This is a genomic window from Roseivivax isoporae LMG 25204 (assembly GCF_000521865.1).
Taxonomy (GTDB): Bacteria; Pseudomonadota; Alphaproteobacteria; order Rhodobacterales; family Rhodobacteraceae; genus Roseivivax; species Roseivivax isoporae.
In genome coordinates, this window is the sequence record NZ_JAME01000050.1 from 1 (window position 1) to 22,876 (window position 22,876).

The 22,876-nt window shown below is 70.8% G+C and carries 19 protein-coding genes; 16 read left to right on the forward strand and 3 right to left on the reverse strand.

What is annotated here, in order from left to right:
* Positions 1-150: 150 nt before the first annotated feature.
* Positions 151-333 (reverse strand): hypothetical protein, encoded by a 183-nt coding sequence (locus RISW2_RS24740; RefSeq protein WP_156943923.1) that lies wholly within the window; start codon positions 331-333, stop codon positions 151-153.
* 516 nt (positions 334-849) lie between these two features.
* Here RISW2_RS24740 and RISW2_RS20775 point away from each other — a divergent pair.
* Entirely contained in the window at positions 850-2,757 is a 1,908-nt protein-coding gene (locus tag RISW2_RS20775; RefSeq protein WP_051492224.1) for a calcium-binding protein, read from the forward strand.
* Between the two features lie 49 nt (positions 2,758-2,806).
* Here the strand turns inward: RISW2_RS20775 and RISW2_RS23695 are convergent, their stop codons facing one another.
* Positions 2,807-3,439 carry a response regulator transcription factor gene (locus RISW2_RS23695; RefSeq protein WP_051492226.1) on the reverse strand — a complete coding sequence of 211 codons (633 nt, stop codon included), beginning with the start codon at positions 3,437-3,439 and terminating at the stop codon, positions 2,807-2,809.
* A 10-nt stretch (positions 3,440-3,449) separates the two neighbouring features.
* Positions 3,450-4,103, reverse strand: a complete 654-nt coding sequence (locus RISW2_RS23700; protein WP_051492227.1) for a response regulator transcription factor — start codon at positions 4,101-4,103, stop codon at positions 3,450-3,452.
* 584 nt (positions 4,104-4,687) lie between these two features.
* Here RISW2_RS23700 and RISW2_RS20790 point away from each other — a divergent pair.
* The 15 genes from RISW2_RS20790 (at position 4,688) to RISW2_RS20860 (ending at position 22,805) form a co-directional block, all read left to right on the forward strand.
* Positions 4,688-6,007: a nucleotide sugar dehydrogenase gene (locus tag RISW2_RS20790; protein ID WP_043774665.1), complete on the forward strand. Its 1,320-nt coding sequence runs from the start codon at positions 4,688-4,690 to the stop codon at positions 6,005-6,007.
* A gap of 6 nt (positions 6,008-6,013) precedes the next feature.
* Positions 6,014-7,477, forward strand: a complete 1,464-nt coding sequence (locus tag RISW2_RS20795) for a glycosyltransferase (protein ID WP_043774667.1) — start codon at positions 6,014-6,016, stop codon at positions 7,475-7,477.
* Between the two features lie 22 nt (positions 7,478-7,499).
* Positions 7,500-8,720: a hypothetical protein gene (locus tag RISW2_RS23705; protein ID WP_051492229.1), complete on the forward strand. Its 1,221-nt coding sequence runs from the start codon at positions 7,500-7,502 to the stop codon at positions 8,718-8,720.
* A gap of 17 nt (positions 8,721-8,737) precedes the next feature.
* On the forward strand, positions 8,738-10,126 hold the full coding sequence (locus RISW2_RS20805) for a mannose-1-phosphate guanylyltransferase (protein WP_280113182.1): 1,389 nt from the start codon (positions 8,738-8,740) through the stop codon (positions 10,124-10,126).
* A complete protein-coding gene (locus RISW2_RS20810; RefSeq protein WP_043774669.1) occupies positions 10,119-11,498 on the forward strand; it encodes a right-handed parallel beta-helix repeat-containing protein in 1,380 nt (459 codons plus the stop codon). The genes RISW2_RS20805 and RISW2_RS20810 overlap by 8 nt, the downstream gene beginning before the upstream one ends.
* A complete protein-coding gene (locus RISW2_RS20815; RefSeq protein WP_043774671.1) occupies positions 11,498-12,919 on the forward strand; it encodes an MBOAT family O-acyltransferase in 1,422 nt (473 codons plus the stop codon). Before RISW2_RS20810 ends, RISW2_RS20815 begins: the two co-directional genes overlap by 1 nt.
* Positions 12,920-12,929: 10 nt before the next feature.
* Positions 12,930-14,012: an alginate O-acetyltransferase AlgX-related protein gene (locus RISW2_RS20820; protein WP_051492233.1), complete on the forward strand. Its 1,083-nt coding sequence runs from the start codon at positions 12,930-12,932 to the stop codon at positions 14,010-14,012.
* On the forward strand, positions 14,005-14,781 hold the full coding sequence (locus RISW2_RS20825; protein WP_043774673.1) for a hypothetical protein: 777 nt from the start codon (positions 14,005-14,007) through the stop codon (positions 14,779-14,781). Before RISW2_RS20820 ends, RISW2_RS20825 begins: the two co-directional genes overlap by 8 nt.
* A complete protein-coding gene (locus tag RISW2_RS20830) occupies positions 14,778-16,100 on the forward strand; it encodes an alginate O-acetyltransferase AlgX-related protein (protein ID WP_051492235.1) in 1,323 nt (440 codons plus the stop codon). Before RISW2_RS20825 ends, RISW2_RS20830 begins: the two co-directional genes overlap by 4 nt.
* Positions 16,097-16,717: an alginate O-acetyltransferase AlgF gene (locus RISW2_RS20835; RefSeq protein WP_051492237.1), complete on the forward strand. Its 621-nt coding sequence runs from the start codon at positions 16,097-16,099 to the stop codon at positions 16,715-16,717. The genes RISW2_RS20830 and RISW2_RS20835 overlap by 4 nt, the downstream gene beginning before the upstream one ends.
* 38 nt (positions 16,718-16,755) lie before the next feature.
* On the forward strand, positions 16,756-19,485 hold the full coding sequence (locus RISW2_RS20840) for an SEL1-like repeat protein (protein WP_043774675.1): 2,730 nt from the start codon (positions 16,756-16,758) through the stop codon (positions 19,483-19,485).
* On the forward strand, positions 19,482-20,501 hold the full coding sequence (locus RISW2_RS20845; RefSeq protein ID WP_043774692.1) for an alginate lyase family protein: 1,020 nt from the start codon (positions 19,482-19,484) through the stop codon (positions 20,499-20,501). Before RISW2_RS20840 ends, RISW2_RS20845 begins: the two co-directional genes overlap by 4 nt.
* 112 nt (positions 20,502-20,613) lie before the next feature.
* Entirely contained in the window at positions 20,614-20,892 is a 279-nt protein-coding gene (locus RISW2_RS20850) for a hypothetical protein (RefSeq protein ID WP_043774677.1), read from the forward strand.
* A 61-nt stretch (positions 20,893-20,953) separates the two neighbouring features.
* Positions 20,954-21,928, forward strand: a complete 975-nt coding sequence (locus tag RISW2_RS20855; RefSeq protein WP_043774678.1) for a LacI family DNA-binding transcriptional regulator — start codon at positions 20,954-20,956, stop codon at positions 21,926-21,928.
* Positions 21,929-22,055: 127 nt separating this feature from the next.
* Positions 22,056-22,805: an HpcH/HpaI aldolase family protein gene (locus RISW2_RS20860; protein ID WP_043774680.1), complete on the forward strand. Its 750-nt coding sequence runs from the start codon at positions 22,056-22,058 to the stop codon at positions 22,803-22,805.
* The last annotated feature ends 71 nt before the right edge of the window (positions 22,806-22,876 follow it).

Here is a 22,876-nt window from a genome sequence, read left to right on the forward strand (position 1 = left end):
CAAATCCTACCCCCGCAACCAGCAATACAAAAAAACGCCGCGCCCAATCAGGCAGCGGCGTTTTGGTGTTCCGCGCAACGTCCCGGACCCCCGGCCCAAACCCCCAGGCCACCGTCCGGCCGGGGCAGGAGCGCGCCCCGCGCACCCGGCTCAGAGCACGAAATCCCCCGCGCCGCAGCTCGCCGCGACGACCGCGCCGTCGTCGATCAGGACGCCCAGCTCCATAAGCCCGTCGGCGCCGATGAACACCTGCACGAGGCTCATGTCCCCGAAGCTCTCCACGACCCGGACCGTGCCCGGGCCGCCCGCCCCCGAATAGGTCAGGGACTGCATCCCGCGCAGCCCGGGCGCCGCGTCCAGCTGCCGAAAGTCGAAAACGTCCCCGTCGATCTCGAACGCCGCTCCACCGTCCCCTGCTGCAACAACGTCAAGCCCCGCCAAAGGCGCGTCCGGAAGAGTCGGAGCGATGCCGGGGGCAGTGCCGCCGGTGCCCCGTCGCGGCGGGCTCAGCGAGGGCTGTCCTCTCGGCGCAGCCGCGTCCGAGTTTACGCACGATCGCGCAGACCAAGGTCGATCGCTGGCCGAACAAAAATCTCATGTGTGATTAACTTTCTGCAATCCGGTCGAATGCGCAAATGCCTGCCGAGATATCGGCGGCATGCTTCCGATTCCGATTTGTTCTCCGCCGGAATATAAATTGTCTGCCATCATAGTTGGGCGGTATAGGGGTCGCTGCGTGCGAGGGGCGAGCGAGTGAGCGTGTTTTCAAGTGTTTGACAATGTCCCGGGCACGGCACTGGGCAGTGAAACGACGACTATGTGGGCTGTGCGGCCCGAAAGGAAGAACGCATGAACATGCGAAAAGACGCGACCATCAGGAAGAGTTGGGCAGACGGGTACGTGGCGGACATGACCGTGACCAACGACACCGGGACACCCGGTCCGGTCACCGCCATCATCGAGATCGAGGGCACCATCCGCAAGCACTGGGGCGCAGAGATCGAGGCGCTGGAGGATGGCCGTTACCGCGTCACCTTCGACGCGGTGGCGCCGGGAGAGACCGTGTCCGGCGGCTTCGTCGTGGACGGCGACGCGGGCGGGGGCGTGACCTTCGCGGCGGATCCGGGGCAGGGCGGCGAGGCGCCGCGCGACGCCCCGGGGAACCGTGTCGATCCGGAGGAGGATCGCGGCGTACCGGACGTGCCGGCGCCGGTGCGGCCGGGGCCAGAGCCCCACGTCACGGTCTCGGACGACATCACCGCGGACGAGTTGCAGGCGCTGATCGCGGACAGCCCGGCGGGCACCGTCATCGCGATGGCACCCGGAACCTACAGGTTCGACAGGACGATCGAGATCCTGCGCGACGACGTGTCCCTTCTGGGCGCCAGCTCGGACGCCGTGACCATCCGGGTGGACGGGCTCGGGCAGGAGGCGTTCCGCGTCGGCCATGGCACGCTCTCGGGCGAGGTCGCGCTGTCGCGGGCCGCGGACGAGGGGGCGCGGGCCATCACGCTCGAGACCGCGGACCACGGCTTCGAGGCGGGCGATTTCGTCTATCTCGAGCGCGAGACGACGCCGGACTTCCTCGATTCGATCGGTGACCGCGCCTGGCGCGAGGATGCGCCGCTGCGTGCCTCGATCGTCGAGGTGCAGGCGGTGGACGGCGCCGAGCTGACGCTGGCAAGCGGGCTGCATTTCGACTTCGACCCCTCCGACACGATCGTGCAGGAAATCGACCTCGTCAGCGACGTCACGCTCGGTGGCTTCACCGTGTCCTACGGTCTTGGCCGGGCCGATCCGTCGGACTTCTCGAACACCGAAGACCGCTACAACCGGACTGCGGTGATCGAGGTGGAGGGAACGTCGGATCTCCGGCTGACGGACATCGTCGCGCACGACGTGCCGTCCCTCGGGACCAACGTCGCGCTGTCACGCGCGGTGCAGGCGGACGGGCTGACGATGACCGGGGCCCACAACAAGGGCGCCGGGGGGAACGGTTACGCGCTGCAGATCCGCGACGTCTACGACAGCGCCTTCACCGGGCTCAACGACATGGACATGCGTCACTCGGTGGTCTTCGCCTCGTGGCGATCGGCGGTGAACAACGAGGTCCATGTGGAGAGCACCGACCGGGACATCAACTTCCACGGCGGGCGGGACCACGGAAACGTCGTGCGGGTGGACCGCAGCCTGCGGGATGCCGAATCGGACGTGATCTCGCCCACGGTCTTCGTGAACACGGAAGGCACGCATTACGGGGCGCCAACCGATGCGGACGCCAACATCGTCACCGTGCGTCACGCGGTCGGGTCGGCGCGGCGCGACGACATCACCGGCGACGATCGCGGCTCCTGGCTCGACGGCGCGGGAAGCCACGACATCCTGCGGGGCGGCGCGGGCGACGACGTGCTGATCGGGGGCGCGGGACGCGACAGCCTGGTCGGCGGGGCCGGCGAAGACGTGGCGCTTTACACGGGGTCGATCGACGACTTCCGGCTCGTCGCCCTCGGGGGCGACGGCCACCGGCTGGAGGTCGACGACCGCGCGGGCGATCAGCACCGCGACCGGGTGGAGGAGGTCGAGTGGCTGGTCTTCGACGACGCGGCCTACCGCGTGTCGGACGGCGCGATCCTCGACCGGGCCGGCGCGCGGGGCGACCTGACGCCCGAGGCGGTCCTGGCCCATGCCGACCGCGTGACGGACCTGCTCGATCTCGGCTCGGGGCCGCACCTCGCGGAGGACAGCTTCCTGTTCTGAGGCTGGCAAGCCCCTGCGCCGGCGGTGTTTCCGCCGGCGCCTTCGGCGTCTAGCTGAGCCAGCCGTTCGCGGCGGCAAAGCGCACCAGTTCGCTGCGCGCGCCGAGACCCAGCTTGTTCATGCCGCGCGCGCGGTGGGAATCGACCGTCTTCGGGCTCAGGTCGAGCACGCGCGCGATCTCGCGGTTGGAAAAGCCGAGGCTCGTGCGTTTCAGCACGTCCTCCTCGCGCCGCGTCAGCGGGCGCACATCCGGTACCGCGCTGTCGGTCATCAGCCGGCGCCCGACCGTCCTGTCGATGAAATTGCCGCCCTTCACCACGACCCGCACTGCCCGGACCAGCGTCGCGGCATCCGCGGTCTTGGGCAGGAAGCCGTGAAAGCCGAGGCCGAGGCAGAACCGCGCGAGCTCGATCGTCGGGCGGGTTGCAAATGCGAACAGCCGCATCGACGGCGCCTCGAGGCGCCATTGCGGCACGAGGTGGTCCAGAGGCCGCACGAAGAGCGGGTCGAGGATCAGGAGGTCGGGCCGCGCCTCGACGACCGCGTCGGCGACGAAGGGCGCGATGACCGGGCAGGCGCCGTCCGCGAGGTCGAACGCGTCGCACAGGAGCCGGGCCGCGGCATCGGCGAAGATCGGGCAGTCGTCCGCGACCGCGATCCTGTCGGTTCTTCGGGAATCCATGCCGCCGGCCTCACCATCCGTTCAGGCGGGAATGCTCCACCAGCTCGGAGCGCGCGGTGAGGCCCAGCTTGCGCATGGCCCGCGCCCGGTGGGTCTCCACCGTCTTGGGACTGATCCCGAGATCGCGGGCAACCTCCTTGCTGCTGGCGCCGCGGGCCACGCCCTCGAGCACGGACTGCTCGCGCGGCGTCAGGCCGAACGGGTCCTGCGCCTTCGGCTCCGGGGCGATCATCGTGTCGGACAGCGGGCCGTACTGCTCGTCGGCATAGATGCCGTCGGCGAGCACGGTCGAGATCGCCGTGACCAGCTTGTCCATGGACCGGTCGCGCGACACCACGGCGGCGAACCCCGCGCGAAGGCAGGCATGCGCCGCGCAGGCCGCGTCCTGCGGCAGGTAGGCCACGAGGTCCTGCACGCCCCGGTCCTCGCGGAAATGCTGCACGAGGTCGGAGGGTGCTAGGTCACCCTGGAGCGGGTTCAGCACGGCGATGGTGGGCGGCGGCGAGGTCGGAATGTCGCGCGGGATGCAGTGCGGCGCACTGCGGCCGAGGCCCTGCATGTCCGGCTGTCGCGAGACCGCGTCGGCGATCGCATGAACGAGGATCAGGGATTCGTCGACGATGAGAATTCCCGCGGATCCTGATGTCTTGCACGCGGTTGCCATGAATGTCCCTCCATCGTTCTTCTGCAATTTGGGCGAAATTGCGCCGTGCTGTCAGGCATAATAATTGACGGGCGGCGTATCTGTTCCACGTCCGGCTGGGGACAACTCCGGGCCGATCCAGAGGCCGTAACGTCATCGCCTCAGGTGGTCGCAACCTTAAGTTGTTGCATCTGAAAATCGGCTTATGTCAGGCGGACATAAGCGTCCGTCACGCAGCCGGGTTTGCACGCTGAGGGTTGTGTCCGAAGAATTTTCGAGGAAGTCGAAAAAATTTTCGGGAACATTCGCCACCGCTCCCGGATATCGCGCGAGCCGCCCGTCAACGACCCTGTCGTTTCCGGTTTCCGGGCGAAAGATGTCGGGCGAAACTCCAATCCCGGGAACGCCTGTGGGGAATTGCCCCACACGCCGTCGGGATTAATCCCCCGGTCCTCCCCAACGTCCTACACCCGATTGCGGAATATTCCGGACTGAAACCTCTTCGCCAACCTGTCTAGTCCTGCCGCCATCCCGCTGCGGTGCGGCGGATCAGGTTATCAGGTTCGCGGCCGACAGGCCGATCGGACAAACGAAGAGGAACAAGCATGTCACGTATCAGCGTCTTCGGCATCGGCTACGTCGGTATCGTCTCCGCCGCGTGCCTCGCCCGGGACGGGCACGAGGTCATCGCGGTGGATGTGGACCGCGCCAAGGTCGACGCCCTGAACGCGGGCCGCCCCCCGATCGTCGAAAAGGACCTCGACGCGCTCGTCGCCGAGGTCGTCGGAGCGGGCAAGCTCCGCGCGACCACCTCGGCCGAGGAAGCGGTCCGCGGCACCGACGTCTCGTTCGTGTGCGTCGGCACGCCGAGCGCCCCCGACGGCGCGGTCGGCCTGAACTACGTCGTGTCGGTCTGCGAGGATCTCGGCCGCGCGATCGGCAACAAGGACGCCTTCCACTCGGTCGTCATGCGCTCGACCATCGTGCCCGGCACCATGGAGGAGGTCTGCATCCCGACGATGGAGGCCGCCTCGGGCCTGCGCGCCGGGACCGGCTTCGGCGTCGGCTACTTCCCCGAATTCCTGCGCGAGAGCACGGCGATCGAGGACTATTACGATCCGGGCCTGATCGTGTTCGGCGTGCTCGACGACCGGACAGAGACGCTGCTGTCCGACATCAACCACGACCTGCCGTGCGAGATGAACCGAACGGACATCCGCACCGCCGAGATGGTCAAGTACACGTCGAATTCCTGGCGCGCGATGAAGATCAGCTTCGCCAACGAGATCGGCAACATTGCCAAGGCGAACGACCTCGACGGCCAGACCGTGATGCGGATCCTCTGCTCGGACCACAAGGTCGCCATGTCGCCGGCCTTCCTGCGGCCGGGCTTCGCCTTCGGCGGCTCCTGCCTGCCCAAGGACGTCCGCGCGCTGCGCCACGTGGGGGCAAGGGCAAAGGTGCCGACCCCGCTCCTGAACGCGATCCTCGAGGCGAACGACGCCCAGATCGGGCGCGCGGAATCGATGGTGCGCTCGGCGGCGACCAAGGCGGTCGGCCTCGTGGGCGTCAGCTTCAAGTCCGGCACGGACGACCTGCGCGAGAGCCCGCTGGCGGAACTGGCGGCGCGGCTGATCGAGCAGGGGCAGGACGTGCAGATCTACGACCCCTACGTGTCGACCGCGTTCCGGAACGATCCCTCGGCCATCGGCCGCGGCAACGCGGTGGTGCCGGATCTCGGGAACCGGATGGAATCGGACATCGACAAGCTGATCGAACGCTCCGAGGTGATCGTGGTCGGCAACAAGTATCCCGAGGTCGAGGCGCGCATCCGCGAATCCGCCGGCAACCGCCGCATCGTCGATCTCGACCGCATCGACCCCTCGATGGTCTCTTCCGCGGGCTACCAGGGCATCTGCTGGTAAGCCGCGATGATCGGACACCTCGCATATGTCGCGGCGTTCGTCGCCCTCGGCCTCGCGGTCCACGACCGGACCTTCGCGGGCGCCGAGGAGGCGATCCTGACGCTCGGGGTGATCGGGCTCTGGCGCTACAGCTGGGCCGGGATCAACTTCGCGCGCGGAATGGCCTATGTGCGTCGCCGCTATCCGCGCCAGCGCCGCCGGGCCGAGGCGGCCTATGCCGCGCGCCCGGTGCCCGCGCACGGCTATTTCATGGTCACCACCTACAAGATCGAGCCCGAGGTCACCGCGCGGGTCTACGCCTCGATCTTCGCGGCGGCGGCGCGGTCGCGCGGCGGGGCGACGATTGTCGCCTCCGTGGTCGACGGCGCCGACGCGCGGGTGATCCGCGACCTGTTCGAGGCGCGGCGGACGGGCCTCGACGGGGTCAAGCTGGTGGTCGACCAGATTCCCGGCAGCGGCAAGCGCGACGCCATCGCCCGCTCGTTGCGGCTGATGCAGCGCGAGGCGCCGAGCGCGCGTGACGTGATGATCTTCGTCGACGGCGACAGCTGCGTGCCCGAGGACATCGTCGAGCGCACCGCGCCGTTCTTCACCGACCCGCGGGTGGGAGCGCTTACCACCGACGAGACGGTCGAGATCCCCGATGCGCCGCTCTTCGCGCACTGGTTCGACCTGCGTTTCATGCAGCGCCAGATGATGATGTCGTCGATGGCGTTTGGCGGGCGCGTGCTGACCCTGACCGGGCGCATGTCGGTGTTCCGCGCCGATCTCGCGACCGATCCGTCCTTCGTGGCGCAGGTCCAGCACGACCACATCGACCACTGGCGGCTCGGCCGCATCGACTTCCTGACCGGCGACGACAAGTCGACCTGGTACTGGCTCCTGAGCCGCGGCTACCGGATGACCTACCTGCCGGACGTCGCCTCGGTCTCGATGGAAAGCCAGCCCATGCCGGGCTTCGTCGAGAGCGCGGTCGCGCTGATGAAGCGCTGGTTCGGGAACATGCTGCGCACCAACGGGCGGGCGCTCGCGCTCGGACCGCGCCGCATCGGGGTCTTCACCTGGTGGTCGATCCTCGACCAGCGCGTGTCGATCTGGACCACGCTGTTCGGCCCGATCGCGATCGCGCTGACGGCGCTCCTCGCCGCGCCGGCGGTGATCCCGGCCTACATCGCCTGGGTCATGTTCACCCGCTACGTATTCTGCGGCGCGCTGTCGCTCTTCCGAGGGGGCGGGTTCCCGATCGTCTACCCGCCGCTTCTCTACTTCGGCCAGATCGTCGGCGCGGCGGTGAAGAGCTACGCCCTCTTCCGGCTCGACGTGCAGCGCTGGACCCGCCAATCGGCCGCGACGGCCGCCGTGCGCCGGCCGCTCGGCCAGCGCCTGCGCGCCGCATCCTCAACCTTCATGCACACCCTCGCCGTCGGATGGCTGACCCTCGGGGTCCTCCTGATGACGGGGCTGGTGTGAGATCTTCAGCAGGAACAATGCCATGAGCCAGACTTCCCCAACCGGAACCGCGGCACCGCCCGCCGGCGCGGCCCCCGCGCCGCACCATTCCGGCAACGAGTACCCGCTGCTCGACATCCCGTTCAACGCGGTCATCGACGGCCGGCGCTATGCGGGCGAGGGCCTGTCCCTGGTCGAGGCGCGGCTTTCGGGCCTCGTCGACCGCTCGCTGCACGGCACCGAGCACGTCGTGCGCCTCGTGTTCGAGTTCCCGGGCTTCCAGCTCGTGCTGACGCCCGACGCGCGGGTGTCGGTCGAGGACAGCACCACGGCGGCGCTCTACTTCACCAACCCGACGGGCGAGCACCACGCGCAGCTGCGCAAGGTCCTGAACGACTACATTTCTGGCGACCTGACCTCGGCCGGCGCGCTGATCCGCAGCGGGTCGCTGGCGCAGGGCCGGGGCGGCAAGCCCGCGGCACCGCGCCGCGGCGTCCTGCAGCGCCTCAGGACCGGTATCGCGAGCGTCGGGGTCCTGGCCCTGACCGTGGCGCTCCTGCTGTTCGCCGTGGCGCTGGTGCAGGCGCGGCTCTTCACCACCGACATCGCGACGCCGGGCCGGGTCGTGCCGCAGGGCCAGACCATGCGCGCCACCGCCGACGGCCAGCTGTCGTTCCTCGACACCGGGGCCGGGCAGGGCGAGGTGCTCTATGCCGTGGACACGACCGGGGGCGAGACGCTGTCGGTCGCGATGCCGTGCGACTGCACGGCGACGCCCGTGTCCGTCGCCGAGGGCAGCACCGTTCTCGCGGGCGAGCCGGTGGTCGCGCTGTCCGAGGGCGACGCGCCGCTGGTGATCGAGGCGCGGCTGCCGCAGGGCCTGCTCTTCGAGATCCAGCGCACCGGCACCGTCGACGTGGCGCTGCCCGGCGGACAGGATTTCGAGGCGCGCCTCGACGACACGTTCCGTGTGCCGGGGACCGGATCGGCGGGGGATGCGGTCGAGGCGACGCTCGTGCCCGCCATCGACCTTGCCCCCGGCACAGAGGGGCAGGTGGCCGCGCTGAGCGTCACCCGCGACGCCTTCGCGCCGATCGCGCCGGTCCTCGAGGCCGGACGCGCCATCGCGGCGCAGGGCGAGCGCCTCTTCGATGCCGCCGCGCCCGCCATCGCAGATGCCCGGGACCGGGTGACCGCCCTCTGGGGCCGGGCGTCCGGTGCAGACCTTTCCAGCAACGACATTCAGTCCGGAGAAGACCAGTGACCAAAATCGTTCCAGTTGTGCTTTCCGGCGGTATGGGGACCCGGCTCTGGCCGATGTCCCGGATCCGCCAGCCCAAGCAGTTCCAGTCCTTCGACGGCAATGGCGGGCCGAGCTTCCTGCAGGCGACCGTCCTGCGCCACCACGGCGGCGTTTTCGCCGACCCTCTGCTGGTGGCGAGCGCCTCCGAGGAGGATCTCCTCGAGAAGCAGCTGTCCGCCGTGGGCGTGACCGGCCAGTTCATCGGCGAACCGGTGGGCCGCAATACCGGCCCCGCCGTCCTCGCCGCCGCGCTGCGCCTCGCCGAGACGGACCCGCAAGCCCTGATGCTCGTGCTTCCCTCCGACCACGCGATCACGGGCGATCTCAACATCACCGTGACCGAGATGGCGCGCGGCGCCTCGGAAGGCCGCATCGTCCTCTTCGGGATCGTGCCGCGCCATGCCGAGACCGGCTTCGGCTACATCTCGGCCGGTGCGCCGATCGACGGGCACGGCGGCCTGCACGATGTCGAGAGCTTCATCGAGAAGCCGTCGCTCGAGCTCGCCGAGAGCCTGATCGCGGAAGGCAGGACCTTCTGGGCATCGGGCATCAGCCTGATGCGGGCCGACGTGCTGATCGGGGAGTTCGCGGTGCACCAGCCCGAGACGCTCGCCGCGGTGCGCGCCGCGGTCGACGGTGCGACCCCCTCGCGGACCGGCATCGTGCTCGACGCTGAGAGCTTCGGCGCCGCCGAGGAGGAGCCGACCGAGCGGCTGATCTTCGAACGCTCGGACCTCGTCTCGGTCGCGCCGACCGACGTGGACTGGAGCGACGTGGGCGCCTGGACCGCCGTGCACAGCCTCGGCGACAAGAGCGCCGACGGCAACGTGTCGTCCGGCGAGGTCATGTGCATCGAGACCAGCAATTCGCTGATCCGCGCCAACGACAAGCTGGTGACGGTCATCGGCCTCGAGGACGTCATCATCGTCGACACCGCCGACGCGCTGCTGGTGACGAACCACAAGAACGCGCAGAAGGTGAAGGAGGCGGTCTCCGTGCTCAAGGCAGACGGCCGGGTCGAGGTCGTCTCGCACGTGGCCGCCGATGTCGCCCGGGAGACCGCGCCAGATCCCGCGCCCGCCTCCGACCGCGTGAGCGAGCACGTGCTGGAGGACAGCGAGCAGATCGTCGTCGAGGCCCCGGGTCCCGGCGCCACGATGCTGGCCGTCGCGGAGGGCTGCGCGCAGATCGACGGCCCGACCTGCAACCGCGATACCCCCCGCGAGAGCGGCGCGCATGTCACCATCGCCGCCGGCCAGCGCGTCAGCGTGCGCAATTCCGGCCGCGTGCCGCTGCGGTTCGTGACCGTGCGGCTCACGCCCGCCGAGAAGGCGGCGCATGCGACGAGGGACCGGGCCTTTGCGTGATCTCGTCCGCATCCTGACGGCGTTCGCGCTGGCGTTCTCCCTCGGCGCGGCCACCCCGGCTGCGGCGCAGGACGGGCCGTCGGTGTCCATCTCGAACGTGCGTCTCGCGCTCATGCAGCTCGTGACCGCGACCGGGGACGACGCGGGGACCGCGCTCGCCCCGGAGGCCGGGGACGCTCCCGCGCGCGCGATCTACCTGCAGTCGGGGGCCGTGACGCTGAAGGAACTCGCGGCCCTCGTGGAGGATACCGGAAGCCCGGGGGCGCTCGCGCGCTCGGGCGACAGGGTGACCGCGACCCTGCCGATCGTCGTCCTCCAGGGGGCCGAGCTGTCGGTCGGGGCCGGCACGAACCTGGTCCTCGACCGCGCGGCGCCGGCGTTCCTCCTGTCCTTCGGCCGCACCCGCATTGCGGGGGCCGAGGTGCGGGTCGCGGGCGGCCGTCCGGACCGGGACGCGGTGCGGCCGTTCCTCGCCGGGGTCGGACAGGGCAGCCTCGCCCTCCGCGACAGCACCCTGTCGGGCCTGGGCTTCGGGACCGAAACCTACAGCGCGGGCGTCTCGCTCAGCGGCCGCGGCCTCCTTCGCGGGGGCGACGCCGCACCGATGACCGGCAACACCTTCCGCGACGTGCGCGGGGTCGTGTTCGCAGGCATCGACGCGCCGCGCGTCCTCGGCAACCGCTTCGAGGGCGCGCGCGGCACCGCGCTGCAGCTCTCGGACGGCGCGGGCGGCGTCGTGCGGGACAACACCTTCGCCGGCACCGGCGGAGGCCACGCGCTGCGCGTGTCGAACATGAGCGGCCTCGAGGTCGCCAGCAATTCGTTCCGCGGCGGCGCGGGCAAGGCCGTGCGTGTCGACGACGGCGCCCGCGACGTGACGCTGGTCGAGAACTTCGCCAGGGGCTTCGCCGGCACCGCCATCACGGTGGCCGAGGGCGCGCGCTGCACGCGGCTGTCCTACAACGTGGTCAGCGCCAACGATGGCGGCGGCATCCGCGCCGACGGTGCGGGCGCGCTGATCCTCGAGGGCAACGTCATCGCTGGCAATGCGGGCGCGGGGATCGCCATCGCCGACCAGCAGGCGGACGCCGCGGCGCTGCTCGTTCACAACACGCTGCAGGACAACCGCTCGGGCATCCGCGGCACCGGTCTCGCCGAGCTGCGGCTCGCCCGCAACGATCTCAGCGCGCAGCTGCCGCGGCTGTTGTCGGGCGATCTCGACCAGCTGACGCCGGTCTACCTGCGCGCCGCGCGGGGCAGCGGCCGCGCCGACATCGAGGTCAGCGGCGTGTCGGCGTCCCCGGCGCGCGCCCTGCGCCGCGACGCCGCCCAGAACGCCTTCGACGCCTGTTCGCAAGGAGAGCCCGCCTGATGGTCTTTTCCTCCGAAACCTTCCTGTTCCTCTTCCTGCCCGCCTTCCTCGCGCTCTACTACCTGACGCCCTGGCGCTGGAAATCGCTGACGCTGCTTGCGGGATCCTACGTGTTCTACGCGTGGTGGCGGGTGGATTTCCTGCTGCTTCTCGTCGGCACGACCGTGTTCACCTACCTTGTCGGCCGGCGCATCCGGCATGCGGGGACGGACCGGGCGCGCAGGCTCTGGACCGGCATCGGTGTCGCGGGCTGCCTCGGCGTGCTCGGCGTCTTCAAGTACGCCGTTTTCTTCCTCGACAGCCTGACCGCGCTCTTCGGCACGACGCCGGACCAGATCGGCGTGCACTGGCAGATCCTCCTGCCCATCGGCGTGTCGTTCTACGTGTTCCAGTCGGTCAGCTACCTTGTCGACACCCATCGCGGGGACGCGCCGGACGACGTGCGGCTCATCGACTTCATGGCATTCATCGCGCTCTTCCCGCAGCTCATCGCGGGGCCGATCCTGCGCTACAAGGACCTCGCCGGCCAGTTCCGCCACCGCACCCACTCGGTCGAGCTGTTCTCGGACGGCATGAGCCGCTTCTTCATCGGCCTCGCCAAGAAGGTGCTCCTGGCCGATGCGGTGGCGCCGGTGGCGGACCTCGCCTTCTCGGGCGGGAACCCCTCGCTGACGCTCGCCTGGCTCGGGGCGGCGGCGTACATGCTGCAGCTCTACTTCGACTTTTCCGGCTATTCCGACATGGCGATCGGGCTCGGCCGCATGCTGGGCTTCCGGTTCATCGAGAATTTCGATGCGCCCTACATCTCGCGATCGATCACCGAGTTCTGGCGGCGCTGGCACATCTCGCTCTCGGTCTGGCTGCGCGACTACCTCTACATCCCGCTCGGCGGGAACCGCGTCGGCAATGCCCGGACCTACGTCAACCTGATGACGGTGATGGTGCTGGGCGGGCTCTGGCACGGCGCCGCCTGGACCTACGTGCTCTGGGGCGTCTGGCATGGTGGGTGGCTCGCGCTCGAGCGCGCGACGGGCCTCGCCCGGTCGCGCACGCCGCTCGCGCTCGGCCGCACGCTCCTTGTCGTGCTCGTGGGCTGGGTGACCTTCCGCGCGGCCAGCGTGCCCGACGCGCTCGACGTCTATGCCGGGATGCTGGGTCTCAACGGCGTGCGGATGGACGCGGCCGCCGCGTTCGACCTGACCGGCGAGGGCCTCGCCTTCGTGGCGATCGCGGCGCTGGTGGCGGCGCTCGAGCCGCGCCTGCGCCGGCTCTCGGGCGGGGCCTTCGCGCCGCGCGCCGACGGCACGCTGACGGTCGCGAGCGCGGTCGTGCCCTCGGCGCTGGTCACCACGCTCGCCGCGCTCACCGTGCTCAAGCTCGCCGAGCAGAGCTTTTCGCCCTTCCTATATTTCCAGTTCTGAGGAGAGCGCGATGCAGACGCTTCTTTTCGCGATCCGGCACGCCCTGCCGGCGCTGTTCCTGGGCTACGCCGCCTTCGTCAACGTCGAGATCTTCCTCGGCGACGACGGCCTCGGCGGTGCGCCCGAGGGCGACATCGTCACCGGTGCCCGCGCCGACAGCCTCAACGGGCTCTATGCCGCGGCGCTGCCCCATCGCGGCACGGCGGTGAGCCTGATCGGGGCCGGCCGCTACCTTCTGGTGGGCGAGGGCCGCGACGGTGTCACCGTGGGCGCCGACGACTGGCTTTTCACCGACGAGGAGATGATTCCGGCGGATGCGGGCCAGTTCGACCGGGCGCTGGCGCAGGCCGAAGAGGCGCGCGACCGACTCGCGGCGCATGGCACGGACCTCGTCGTGGTGCCGGTCCCGGCCAAGGTCGACGTCTACCGCGACGCGGGCCTGCCGCAGGCCGGGGCGGCGATGGAAGCGCAGTACGCGGCCTTCCGGGCCGGTCTCGCGGCGCGCGGCATCGCGTCCGTCGACACGCGTCCCGCGCTTGTCGAGGCACGCGGCGAGGCGCCGGTCTTCCTGACCAGCGACACCCACTGGACCCCCGAAGGCGCGCGGCGCGTGGCGGCGGCCGTGGCCGCATCCGGCCACGTGCCGCGGGGTGACACGGCGTTCGAGAAGACACCGGCGCGGCCGGAGGAATTCGTGGGCGACCTCGTGTCCTTCGTGACCTCGGACGCGGTCGCGCCGCTCGTGGGCATCGCGCCCGAACGGGTGACGCCCTACGTGGCCGAGGACCCGGACGCGGCCCGCGGCGGCATCTTCGCCGAAGGCTCCGACGCCATCGGCGCGGCCCTCGTCGGCACCAGCTACAGCGCCAACGAGAACTGGAGCTTCGTGCCGGCTCTCAAGATCGCGCTCGGCCGCGACATCCTGAACCTCGCGCAGGAGGGCCGCGGACCCGTGGCACCCATGCGCGACCTGCTGACCGACCCCGCCCTCGGGCGCGAGGCCCCCGACGTGGTGATCTGGGAATACCCGGTGCGCTATCTCGGGGTGCCCGCCGAGGCCGAGGGTGACGACACGGAGATCCTCCATGGCTGACATCCGTTTCTGGGCCGCCGCGGCGGCCCTCCTGGCCGGCGGTGCGCAGGCCGCGCCGTTGGGGCCGCTGCCGTCGCACGACGCGGCCGCGCTTCTGTCCCCGCCGCTCGTGCGCGTGCTCGACGACCGGGTGCGCCACACCACCGACCTGCCCACCGCCGAGCTGCGCCTCTTGCGCCGCCGGATGCTGAACGACCAGTGGATCTCGTTCCAGGACATGCGGCGACTCGCCGATGCGGGCGACGGGCTCGCGGCGTTCGAATATGCCGAGCGGCTCCTGCACATGGACGATCCCGACCTCGTGGGTCCGGCGGCGTTCTACTACGCGACCGCCGCCTATGCGGGGCGCGACTACGCCGTGTGGAAGCTGGTCGACCTTCTCGGCCGGCGCGACCTCGAGTTCTCGGACCGCCGGCTCGATCACCTCGAGAACGCGCTGCGGTCGCTGGCCGTGCGCGGCAGCGAACGCGCCGAGGCGGCGCTGCTCGACTTCTACGAGAGCGGGCACCCCTTCGGGCGCCGCCCCGACCGGGTGGCGACCCTCCTGACCGAGATGGCCGAGGCCGGCGACACCGACGCGGCCATGCGGCTTGCCAAGGAGGCGCTGTCGGACCGCGACTACGACATCGGGCAGGACCGCCTCGTGGCGCTGCTCGAGATTGCCATGACCTCGGAGGAGCTCGGCACCCGCGCGGCGGCCGCGGCCCTCCGCGACCAGGTCCGCGCCGGGACGATCGGGCCGGACCAGACTGCAGAGGCGACCCAATGACCTACAGGACACTTCTTCTTTCCATCGCCGCCTGCATCGCGGCCGCCGGCGGCGCCGCGGCGCAAGCGGACAGCGGCGCGGGCTCTGGCTTCGGCTGCCAGGGCCTGCAGTCGGCCGATCCCATGGCCGCGCTCGAGGGCCGCGACGGCGTCTTCTACCGTCTGAACCTCGACATGCGGAACAACCACGCGCTGTCGCCCCAGACCGCCAGCATGATGGGCGCCATTTCGGACGCGCTCGCGGCGCGCGGAACGACCCTGATCTACGTGCCGGTGCCGACGAAGAGCCTCGCCATGCCGGCCACGCTGCCCGCGGCCGCGGCAGGCTACGGCTTCGACATCGGCATCGCCGAGACGGTCTACCGCGACTTCCTCGCCACGCTCGAGGCGCATGGCGTGACCACGGTGGACAGCATGGGCGCCATGCGCGCGGCCGAGGGCGATCCCTTCCTCGCCACCGATTTCCACTGGTCCCCCGACGGCGCCCGCGCCGTGGCCGGGGCGGTGGCCGAGATCATCCGCGCCGCGCCCGCCTACGGCGACATCGAGAAGACGGCCTACACCACCGAGACGGGCGAGATGCACCAGCGCTATTCCGAGATGCGCAAGCGCATCCAGGCCCATTGCGCGCAGTCGATCCCGCGCGTCGAGATGCCGTATTTCGAGACCACGGCGGAAAGTGCCGGCGACGCGAGCGGCGGCATCTTCGCCGCCGAGGCCGCGGGCCCGCCCATCGCGCTGACCGGCACCTCCATGTCGGCCGAGACCGATTTCCACTTCGAGGGCTTCCTCGCCGACGCGGCGGGCGCGGCGGTCGCGGACTACGCGATCACCGGTGGCAACCAGTTCGGCGGGATCACCTCCTACCTCCTGTCCGAGGACTACCACGACAACCCGCCGGCCTTCGTGATCTGGGAGAACCCGATCTACAACAATCTCGGCGAGTTCGGCGAGACGCCCCTGCGCGAGCTCGCCGCCGCTGCCGCCAGTTCCTGCCGGCCGCTCGAGACGAGCATGCCCGGGCCCTCCCGGCTCGTGGCGGATATCGGCGCCGACACGCTGCCGCGCGACGGCTTCGTGCGCGTCGACACCGGCGCGCCCACGGGGCGCCAGGCCGAATTCACCTTCGTCGATGCCGACGGGATCGAGGTGTCGGCCACCATCAGCCGCCCGGCGCGCTACGACGCGACGCGGTGGTTCTACCAATATGCCGCGCCGCTCTGGAGCGAGACGCTCGCCCGGGTCCGCGTGGACCTCGACCAGCCGGCGCGGGACGGCGCGCGGCTCGAACTCTGCACCACCAAGGACATCCAATCATGATCGCACGTTTCACCTCCGCCACCCTCGCGTTCCTCTCCGTCGCAGGCGCCGCTGCACCGGCCGCGCTGGCGCAGGACGGCGGGCTCTATCCCGATCCGGGCGCGCCCGATGCGTCCTTCGTCCGGGTGATCGCGCCCGACACACTGTCAGCGACCATTGACGGGCAGGACGTCGACCTGACCGATGCGGGCGTCTCGCCCTATGTCGAGGTCTCGCCCGGAACGCTCGTCATCGATGGCGTCGAGGACGGCCGAGAGGTCGAGGTCGGCGCGAACATGCACTACACCTTCGCCGGCGGCACGCTGGTCGAGGACGCGGTGCGGGACAGCCCGGCCCAGGCGGACCTTCTCCTCTACAACCTGACCGACCGCGCGGGCGTCGACCTCTACGCGGTCGAGGCGGACACCGTGGCGCTGCAGGACGTCGCGTCGGGCGGCCATGACGGCGTGGGCCTCAAGGCGCCGCTGACACTCACCTTCGAGGTCCGCGACGGGCAGGAGACGCTTGCCGCGCTCGCCCCCGTCGACCTGCGCCGCGGCACCGGCACGACGGTGGTCGTGAGCGGCGGCGCCGGCGAGGTGTCCGCGGACGCCATGACCAGCACTTACGCGGAATGATCCGCCGCCAGACCCGCACACGCCCGAGGAGGTTCCCCATGCACCCGACCCGAGCAGGCGGCGCCGTCGCCCTCGCCGCCGCGGCCTTCACCCTCTGCGCGCCGCGCGCGGAGGCGGAGCCGATCGCGGTGCGCTTCGCGCCGCCCGAGATCGAGGCCCGCGACGTCTGCGTGGCGCGCGCGCCCAAGCACGTGCTCGCCGAGCGCTGGAACGGCTGGGAGGGCACCGCGCTCCCGGACCGGCCGATCCCTCTTGTCCGGCGCGACCTGCGCCTGCTCGCGCAGATGGACGTTACGCGCTGGGCGGACACGATCCGCGCCGTGAACGACCTGCTGCTCCGCGAGGTCGACAGCTACGACGACATCGACCGGATGCTCGACCGCATCGACCTGCTGATCGCCGAGGACAACCTCGGCACGCTGCGCGAGGAAGGGCTGGTCGCGCGGCTCCTCGAGGTCGCGCCGACGGGATCGACCAAGTCCAAGCTTATGGCGGCAGAGCTCCTGCGCGACGGCATCGGCACCGAGGCCGACCCCGCCCGCGCCGAGGACTTCCTGCGCGACGCGGCCTTTGCCGGACACCCGGACGCGATCCTGCAACTCGTCGCGCAGACCGAGCCCGGCGAGACCGTCGAGGCGTTGGGCATCGATCCCGAGGTCGCGGTGCCGCTGGCCTTCGGCGGCATGCTGGGCAGCGTCGACGCGCGCGTCTGCGATCGCATCAACCAGATCGCCGACCATTACCAGACCGGCGACGTGGTGGCGGCCGATCCCGCGCTCGCCGAGGAATGGTATCGCCTGTCGGCCCGCCTCGGCGGCAGCAACGGCGCGTGGCAGGCCGCGCAGATGCACGTGGCCGCGAACCGGATCGCGCGGGACCCCGAGGTGATGGTGTCGCTGCTCGAACAGGCGGCCGACGCCGGCCTGACCTATGCGATGCTGGAACTCGGGCGCATGTACGCCACCGGCGGACTTGTGCCGAAGGACGTCGACCGGGCCGAGGAGATCTATCGCAGGGCGGCCGATCTCGGCGACGAGACGGGCCTCACGCGCCTCGTGAACCTCAAGCGGGCGCGCTCGAGCGGCTCGCGCGAGGACACGGGCGAGATCATCGCGCTCCTCGAGCGCATGACCGGGCTCGAGGAGCCGCCGGCCTGGGTCTATTCCCGGCTCGGCAACATGCTGCTCGTGCACGAGGGCCGCTGGGCCGGCGAGGCGCGCGCGGAGGAACTGTTCCACAAGGCGCTGTCGCTCGACCCCTACCAGGTGCCCGCGCGCAGCCGGCTCGCGCAGATCGAGATGCGCTATGCCGACACCGAGCAGGAGGTGGCGGACGTCACCTCGCGCCTGCGCCGCGTTGTCTCGGCCAACGGCCGCGCCGACCCGATGCAGGACCTGCAGGCGATCTATCGCTGCCGCGCGGCGACGGCGCCGCACCCGGCCAAGCACGAGTACTGGGTCGAGATGGAGGAGTTCTCGGGCGACAAGACCGTCGACCTGACGGCGGCAGAGGTGCGCGCGCAGGCGGCGGACCCGGACCCGTTCGTGGTTGCGCAGCTGCAGACACAGGCGCTCAACGGGCGGGCCGCATCGCTTGCGAACCTCCTGCAGATCCGCGGCGGCGACGACGCGCTGGCGCCCCTGGTCGACGTGGTCGGCCGCGAGGGCGGGCAGACGCACGAGGCCCGCGGCGACACCGCGCTCACCCTCGGCGACCGCGACGGGGCCGAACGGCTCCTGCGCGCGGGCGTCGCGGCCGGCGAGACCGGCGCGCGCATGGGGCTTGCCCGGCTGCTCGAGGACGACGGCATCGCTTCGGAAGAGGAGCGCGCCGAGATCCTGTCGCTGGTCCGGCCGCTCGCCGAGAACGGGCAGGGGAGCGCGATCCGCATGATCGTCGCGCTCGACGAGGACGTCGACGCCGACGCGGCATGGCGGACCTACCGCGACGCCATCGACCGCAACGGCGATTTCGCCGCGCTCGCCTTCGCGCTGACCCGGCTCGGCGACCCCGGGGCCGTCGACGACTATCTCGGGCGCATCCGTGCGGTCATGCCGTGCTACAGCGGCAACGCGCTGGCGCTGGCCCGCGCGATGGATGCGCTCGGCCGCACGGAGGCCGTGCCGCACTGGATCGACGTCGCCGTGGCCTCGGCCCGAACCGGCTGGGAATACGTGGCGACGGCCGATACCCTGCGCGACCTCGACTCCTCGGACGCGGCGGTCGACCGGGCCGCCACGCTCTACCGCGAGGGTGTCGAACGGGGCTACGCGCTTGCCATGCGGCGGCTCCTGAACCTCGGAAAGGAGGGGCGGATCGAACTCGCGGAGGCCGAGACCGTTGACCTGTACGCGCGGATGATCTCGTCCTCGCCGCCGCAGAACATCCCGTCGGTGCTGACCATGGTGGGTTTCGCCCCCGAGGCGGTGCAGGCGGAGGTCGAAAAGCGCATCGACCGGCGCGCGCTCCTGCAGGCCTCGGCCGACCAGGGCAACGCCACGGCGCAGCTCGACCTCGCGCGGATGGTGCAGGAGGACGCCGAGACCGCGGACGACCTGCGGCGCTATGCCGAGCTGCTGGCGGCCTCGGCGCGCCAGGGCAATGACGCCGCCATGCTGCGCCTGTCCGAGGCCTACACCTACGGCCTTGGCGTCGAACGATCGCTCGAGATGGCGGATACCTGGCTTCTGCGTGCCGCGGAGGCCGGCAACCAGGACGCCATCAGAACCACCCGGATGCTCGAAACCGCAAAGGAGCCGATACAATGAAACTCTTTCCCTCCCTCCCGCTCGCCCTCGCCATGCTGGCCGGGACACCGTCGCTTGCCTCCGCGCAGGACGATGCGGCGCAAGGCTGCATCGACGTGCCCGAACCCGTCGTGTCGCTGTCCTATGGCAGCCGCTACACCGACGAGAGCGAGGACCGCTCGGATCTCGACGCGGACTCGAATGCCGCCGTCAACGAGGCGCTGGGCCCGATCGACGACTTCATCCAGGACCTCGCCTCCAAGGCCAACGCGGCCGCCCGCGGCGACCGGGACGCCGCCGCCTGCGTGGTCGACGCGGTCCTGGCCTGGGCCGATGCCGACGCGCTGAGCGAGCTCGAGACCATGAACGCCCAGATCTCGAGCCCCGCGCGGATCGCGGGGATCGCCATGGCCTACCTGCAGGTCCGGCAGACCGCGGAGGTCGATCCGGACGCGGCCGAGACGATCGAGGGCTGGCTCGATGCGCGGGCCCGCGCGGCGGCCGACTATTTCGACCGCGACGCACCGCCGGGATCGAGCCGCAACAATCTGCGCGCGTGGGCGGGCCTTGCGGCGGCCTCGGCGGGCGAGGCCACGGGCAACGACTACCTCAAGTCCTGGGCGGCCCACACAACCGCCGTGATCGCCTGCCAGGCCGACGAGGACGGCGCGCTGCCGCTCGAGATGGACCGCGGCCCGCGCGCGCTGCACTACCAGCTGCACGCGGTGGCGCCGCTCGTCGTCAGCGCGGCGCTGCTCGACGATGACGGCTACGACCTTTTCGAGACCTGCGACGGCGGCATCCACCGCGTCGTCGGCTTCATCCCGCGCGCTTTCGAAAATCCCGACCTCGTGACCGAGAAGGCGGGCGAGGCGCAGACCTACTTCTCGGGCGACGACGAGCTGGCCGCGTTCGAGCTTGCCTGGGCCGATGCCTACCTGTCGCTCTTCGAGGCACCCGAGATCGCCGCCTTCGTCGAGGAATTCCGCCCGCTCGGCAATTCCAAGCTGGGCGGCAGCCAGGACGCCATCTGGTGAGGCCCGCGGCCCCGCCCGCCCGGGCGGGGCGCCACGAGGTTCTGGACGGCGGCCGGAGCACCTGCGACAAGTGCGGCAGCACGTGGTCTCGGACAAGACAAGGAACGACAAGATGGAAGGTTTCGTGGAAGCGGTCGGGATCGTGGCACTGGTGCTCCTGATCGCCGTCGGTCTCGCCTCCGGCTACATTGCAGGGCGGGTCGCGGGGCGGAACATGCCGCTCTACCTGGTCGCCGGGGTGCTCGCGGCGCTCGTGACGCCGTTCCTGCTGGCGGCGCTCGGCCTCAGCGTGCTGGCGGCGGGCGGCCTGCTGCTGCTGCTCGCGGTCGCCGCGGTGGGCGCGCTGATCGTGCTCGTCGCCGTGCGGGCGGTGGTCGACCGGCGCGGGTAGCGCCCATGGCGCCACGGTCCCGGCACGCGGGCCCCCCGCCGGAGGCGCGGGGTCCGGTCGCGTGAGCCGCGTCACCGCCAGGGTGATCGCGGAGCGCACCGGCTATTCCGTGTCGGCGGTGTCGCGCGCGTTCCGGCCCGGCGGCTCGATCGACCCGGGAAAGCGGGCCGAGATCCTCGCCGTCGCGAAGGAGCTCGGCTATAGCGGGCCCGCCGCGCGGTTCTCGGACGGGTTCGGGCATCCGACCGTGGCGCTCGTCGTGGGCGACATGCTGAACCCGTTCTACCCCTCCACTGTCGAGGTCCTGTCGCAGATCCTCTTCGAGCGGGGGATCCGCATGATCTTCCACTCGATCCCCGAGGGAAAGAGGGTCGACGACGTGCTCGAGCAGGTGCTCGACTACCGCGTGGACGGCGCGATCGTCGCCTCGGCGGTGATGTCCTCGCGCCTCGGGCGCGCCTGCCAGGCGGCGCGGATGCCGGTCGTGCACTACAACCGCGTCCAGGCCGACCGGAACTCGAACGCCGTCTGCTGCGACAATTATGCCGGCGCACAGGACGTGGCACGGCTCCTGCTCGGCGGGGGCCGCCAGCGGATCGGCTTTCTCGGCGGCATTCCCGACACCTCGACCCATCTCGAACGGGCGCGGGGCTTTTCCGACGCGCTCGACGGGGCAGGGCAGGCGGTCGCCGCCACCGCGCTGGGCGGCTTCCGCTACGAGACCGCGCTCGCGGCGGCCGAGGCGCTCTTCGGGGCGACGCCGCGGATCGACGCGGTCTTCTGCTGCAACGACGTCATGGCGCTCGCCGCGCTCGACGTCGCGCGGCGCAAGGGGATCTCTGTGCCGGACGACATCGCCATCGTGGGCTTCGACGACATTCCCATGGCCGGGTGGGAGAGCTACCGGCTCACCACCGTGCGCCAGCCGGTGCGGCGCATGCTGCAGCAGGCGGTCGCGATGATCTTCGACCCGGACCGCCGCGACGGCGACATCCGCATCCTGCCCGCCGAGATGAAGCTGCGCGCCACGCATTGAGTGAAAGAATTTCACGCAGCCCCGAAATTGTTGCACGCGGCGACCACTGCCGCTTAGGTGACCGGGCCCGAACGGGGCCGGAGGACCGCGCCGGCCCGCTGGGCAGATTCAGGGAAAGGACCGCGGAATGACGTTCAGGGACAGGCTCCTCGGGGGCGAGACGGTGATCGGGACGTTCTACAAGACGCCGCATCCGATCGTGCTCGAGCTGCTCGCGGCGGCGGGGTTCGACACCGTGGTGATCGATGCCGAACACGCGCCGTTCGGGCGGGCCGAGATCGACCTCGCCATCCTCGCCGGACGCGGGCTCGGCCTCGAGATGGTCGTGCGGGTTCCCGACGACCGCGCCGCCACGATCCTGCAGGTGATGGATGCGGGCGCCGCGGGGATCCTCGTGCCGCACGTGACCGACGCGGACCAGGCGCGCGACCTCGTCGCCCGCATGACCTACGGTGCGGGCGGGCGCGGCTTCGCCGGCACGACCCGTGCGGCCGGCTATGGCCGGCGCCCGCTGCGCGATCATCTCGCCGCGAACCGCGACGCCGTGGCGCTCGTCTGCCAGATCGAGGATCCCGAGGGCGCGCGCAATGCCGCGGAGATCGCCGCGGTCGAGGGTGTCGACGCGCTGTTCGTCGGGCGCGCGGACCTCGCGGTGGGATCGGGACGGGACGATTTCTTCGACCCCGACGTGGCCCGCGAGACCGCCCGGATCCTCGCGCTGCCGGACGTGACGACCGGCCTCTACTGCGCCCCGCACGAGGACCTCGCCGCGCACCGCGCGGCCGGCGCCCGGTTCCTCGTCGTGGGCTCCGACCACACCGCGCTCCTCGCGGGTGCCCCGGTCGCGCACTGGCGCAGGAGCCTCGACGGCGCCTGAGCCGCCGTCCCCCACCTTCAGGGAAACGGAGCCGCAATGACAGTCGACTATCTCAAGCGTGGCAAGTCCGA

Bases quoted from the DNA above. Each gene is read 5' to 3' on its own strand.
- RISW2_RS20830 (WP_051492235.1), top strand. From the start codon at position 14,778: ATGACCTACAGGACACTTCTTCTTTCCATCGCCGCCTGCATCGCGGCC.
- RISW2_RS20795 (WP_043774667.1), top strand. From the start codon at position 6,014: ATGATCGGACACCTCGCATATGTCGCGGCGTTCGTCGCCCTCGGCCTC.
- RISW2_RS20835 (WP_051492237.1), top strand. From the start codon at position 16,097: ATGATCGCACGTTTCACCTCCGCCACCCTCGCGTTCCTCTCCGTCGCA.
- RISW2_RS20840 (WP_043774675.1), top strand. From the start codon at position 16,756: ATGCACCCGACCCGAGCAGGCGGCGCCGTCGCCCTCGCCGCCGCGGCC.
- RISW2_RS20860 (WP_043774680.1), top strand. From the start codon at position 22,056: ATGACGTTCAGGGACAGGCTCCTCGGGGGCGAGACGGTGATCGGGACG.
- RISW2_RS20850 (WP_043774677.1), top strand. From the start codon at position 20,614: ATGGAAGGTTTCGTGGAAGCGGTCGGGATCGTGGCACTGGTGCTCCTG.
- RISW2_RS20775 (WP_051492224.1), top strand. From the start codon at position 850: ATGAACATGCGAAAAGACGCGACCATCAGGAAGAGTTGGGCAGACGGG.
- RISW2_RS20820 (WP_051492233.1), top strand. From the start codon at position 12,930: ATGCAGACGCTTCTTTTCGCGATCCGGCACGCCCTGCCGGCGCTGTTC.
- RISW2_RS20815 (WP_043774671.1), top strand. From the start codon at position 11,498: ATGGTCTTTTCCTCCGAAACCTTCCTGTTCCTCTTCCTGCCCGCCTTC.
- RISW2_RS23705 (WP_051492229.1), top strand. From the start codon at position 7,500: ATGAGCCAGACTTCCCCAACCGGAACCGCGGCACCGCCCGCCGGCGCG.
- RISW2_RS20845 (WP_043774692.1), top strand. From the start codon at position 19,482: ATGAAACTCTTTCCCTCCCTCCCGCTCGCCCTCGCCATGCTGGCCGGG.
- RISW2_RS23695 (WP_051492226.1), bottom strand. From the start codon at position 3,439: ATGGATTCCCGAAGAACCGACAGGATCGCGGTCGCGGACGACTGCCCG.
- RISW2_RS24740 (WP_156943923.1), bottom strand. From the start codon at position 333: ATGCAGTCCCTGACCTATTCGGGGGCGGGCGGCCCGGGCACGGTCCGG.
- RISW2_RS20790 (WP_043774665.1), top strand. From the start codon at position 4,688: ATGTCACGTATCAGCGTCTTCGGCATCGGCTACGTCGGTATCGTCTCC.
- RISW2_RS23700 (WP_051492227.1), bottom strand. From the start codon at position 4,103: ATGGCAACCGCGTGCAAGACATCAGGATCCGCGGGAATTCTCATCGTC.
- RISW2_RS20825 (WP_043774673.1), top strand. From the start codon at position 14,005: ATGGCTGACATCCGTTTCTGGGCCGCCGCGGCGGCCCTCCTGGCCGGC.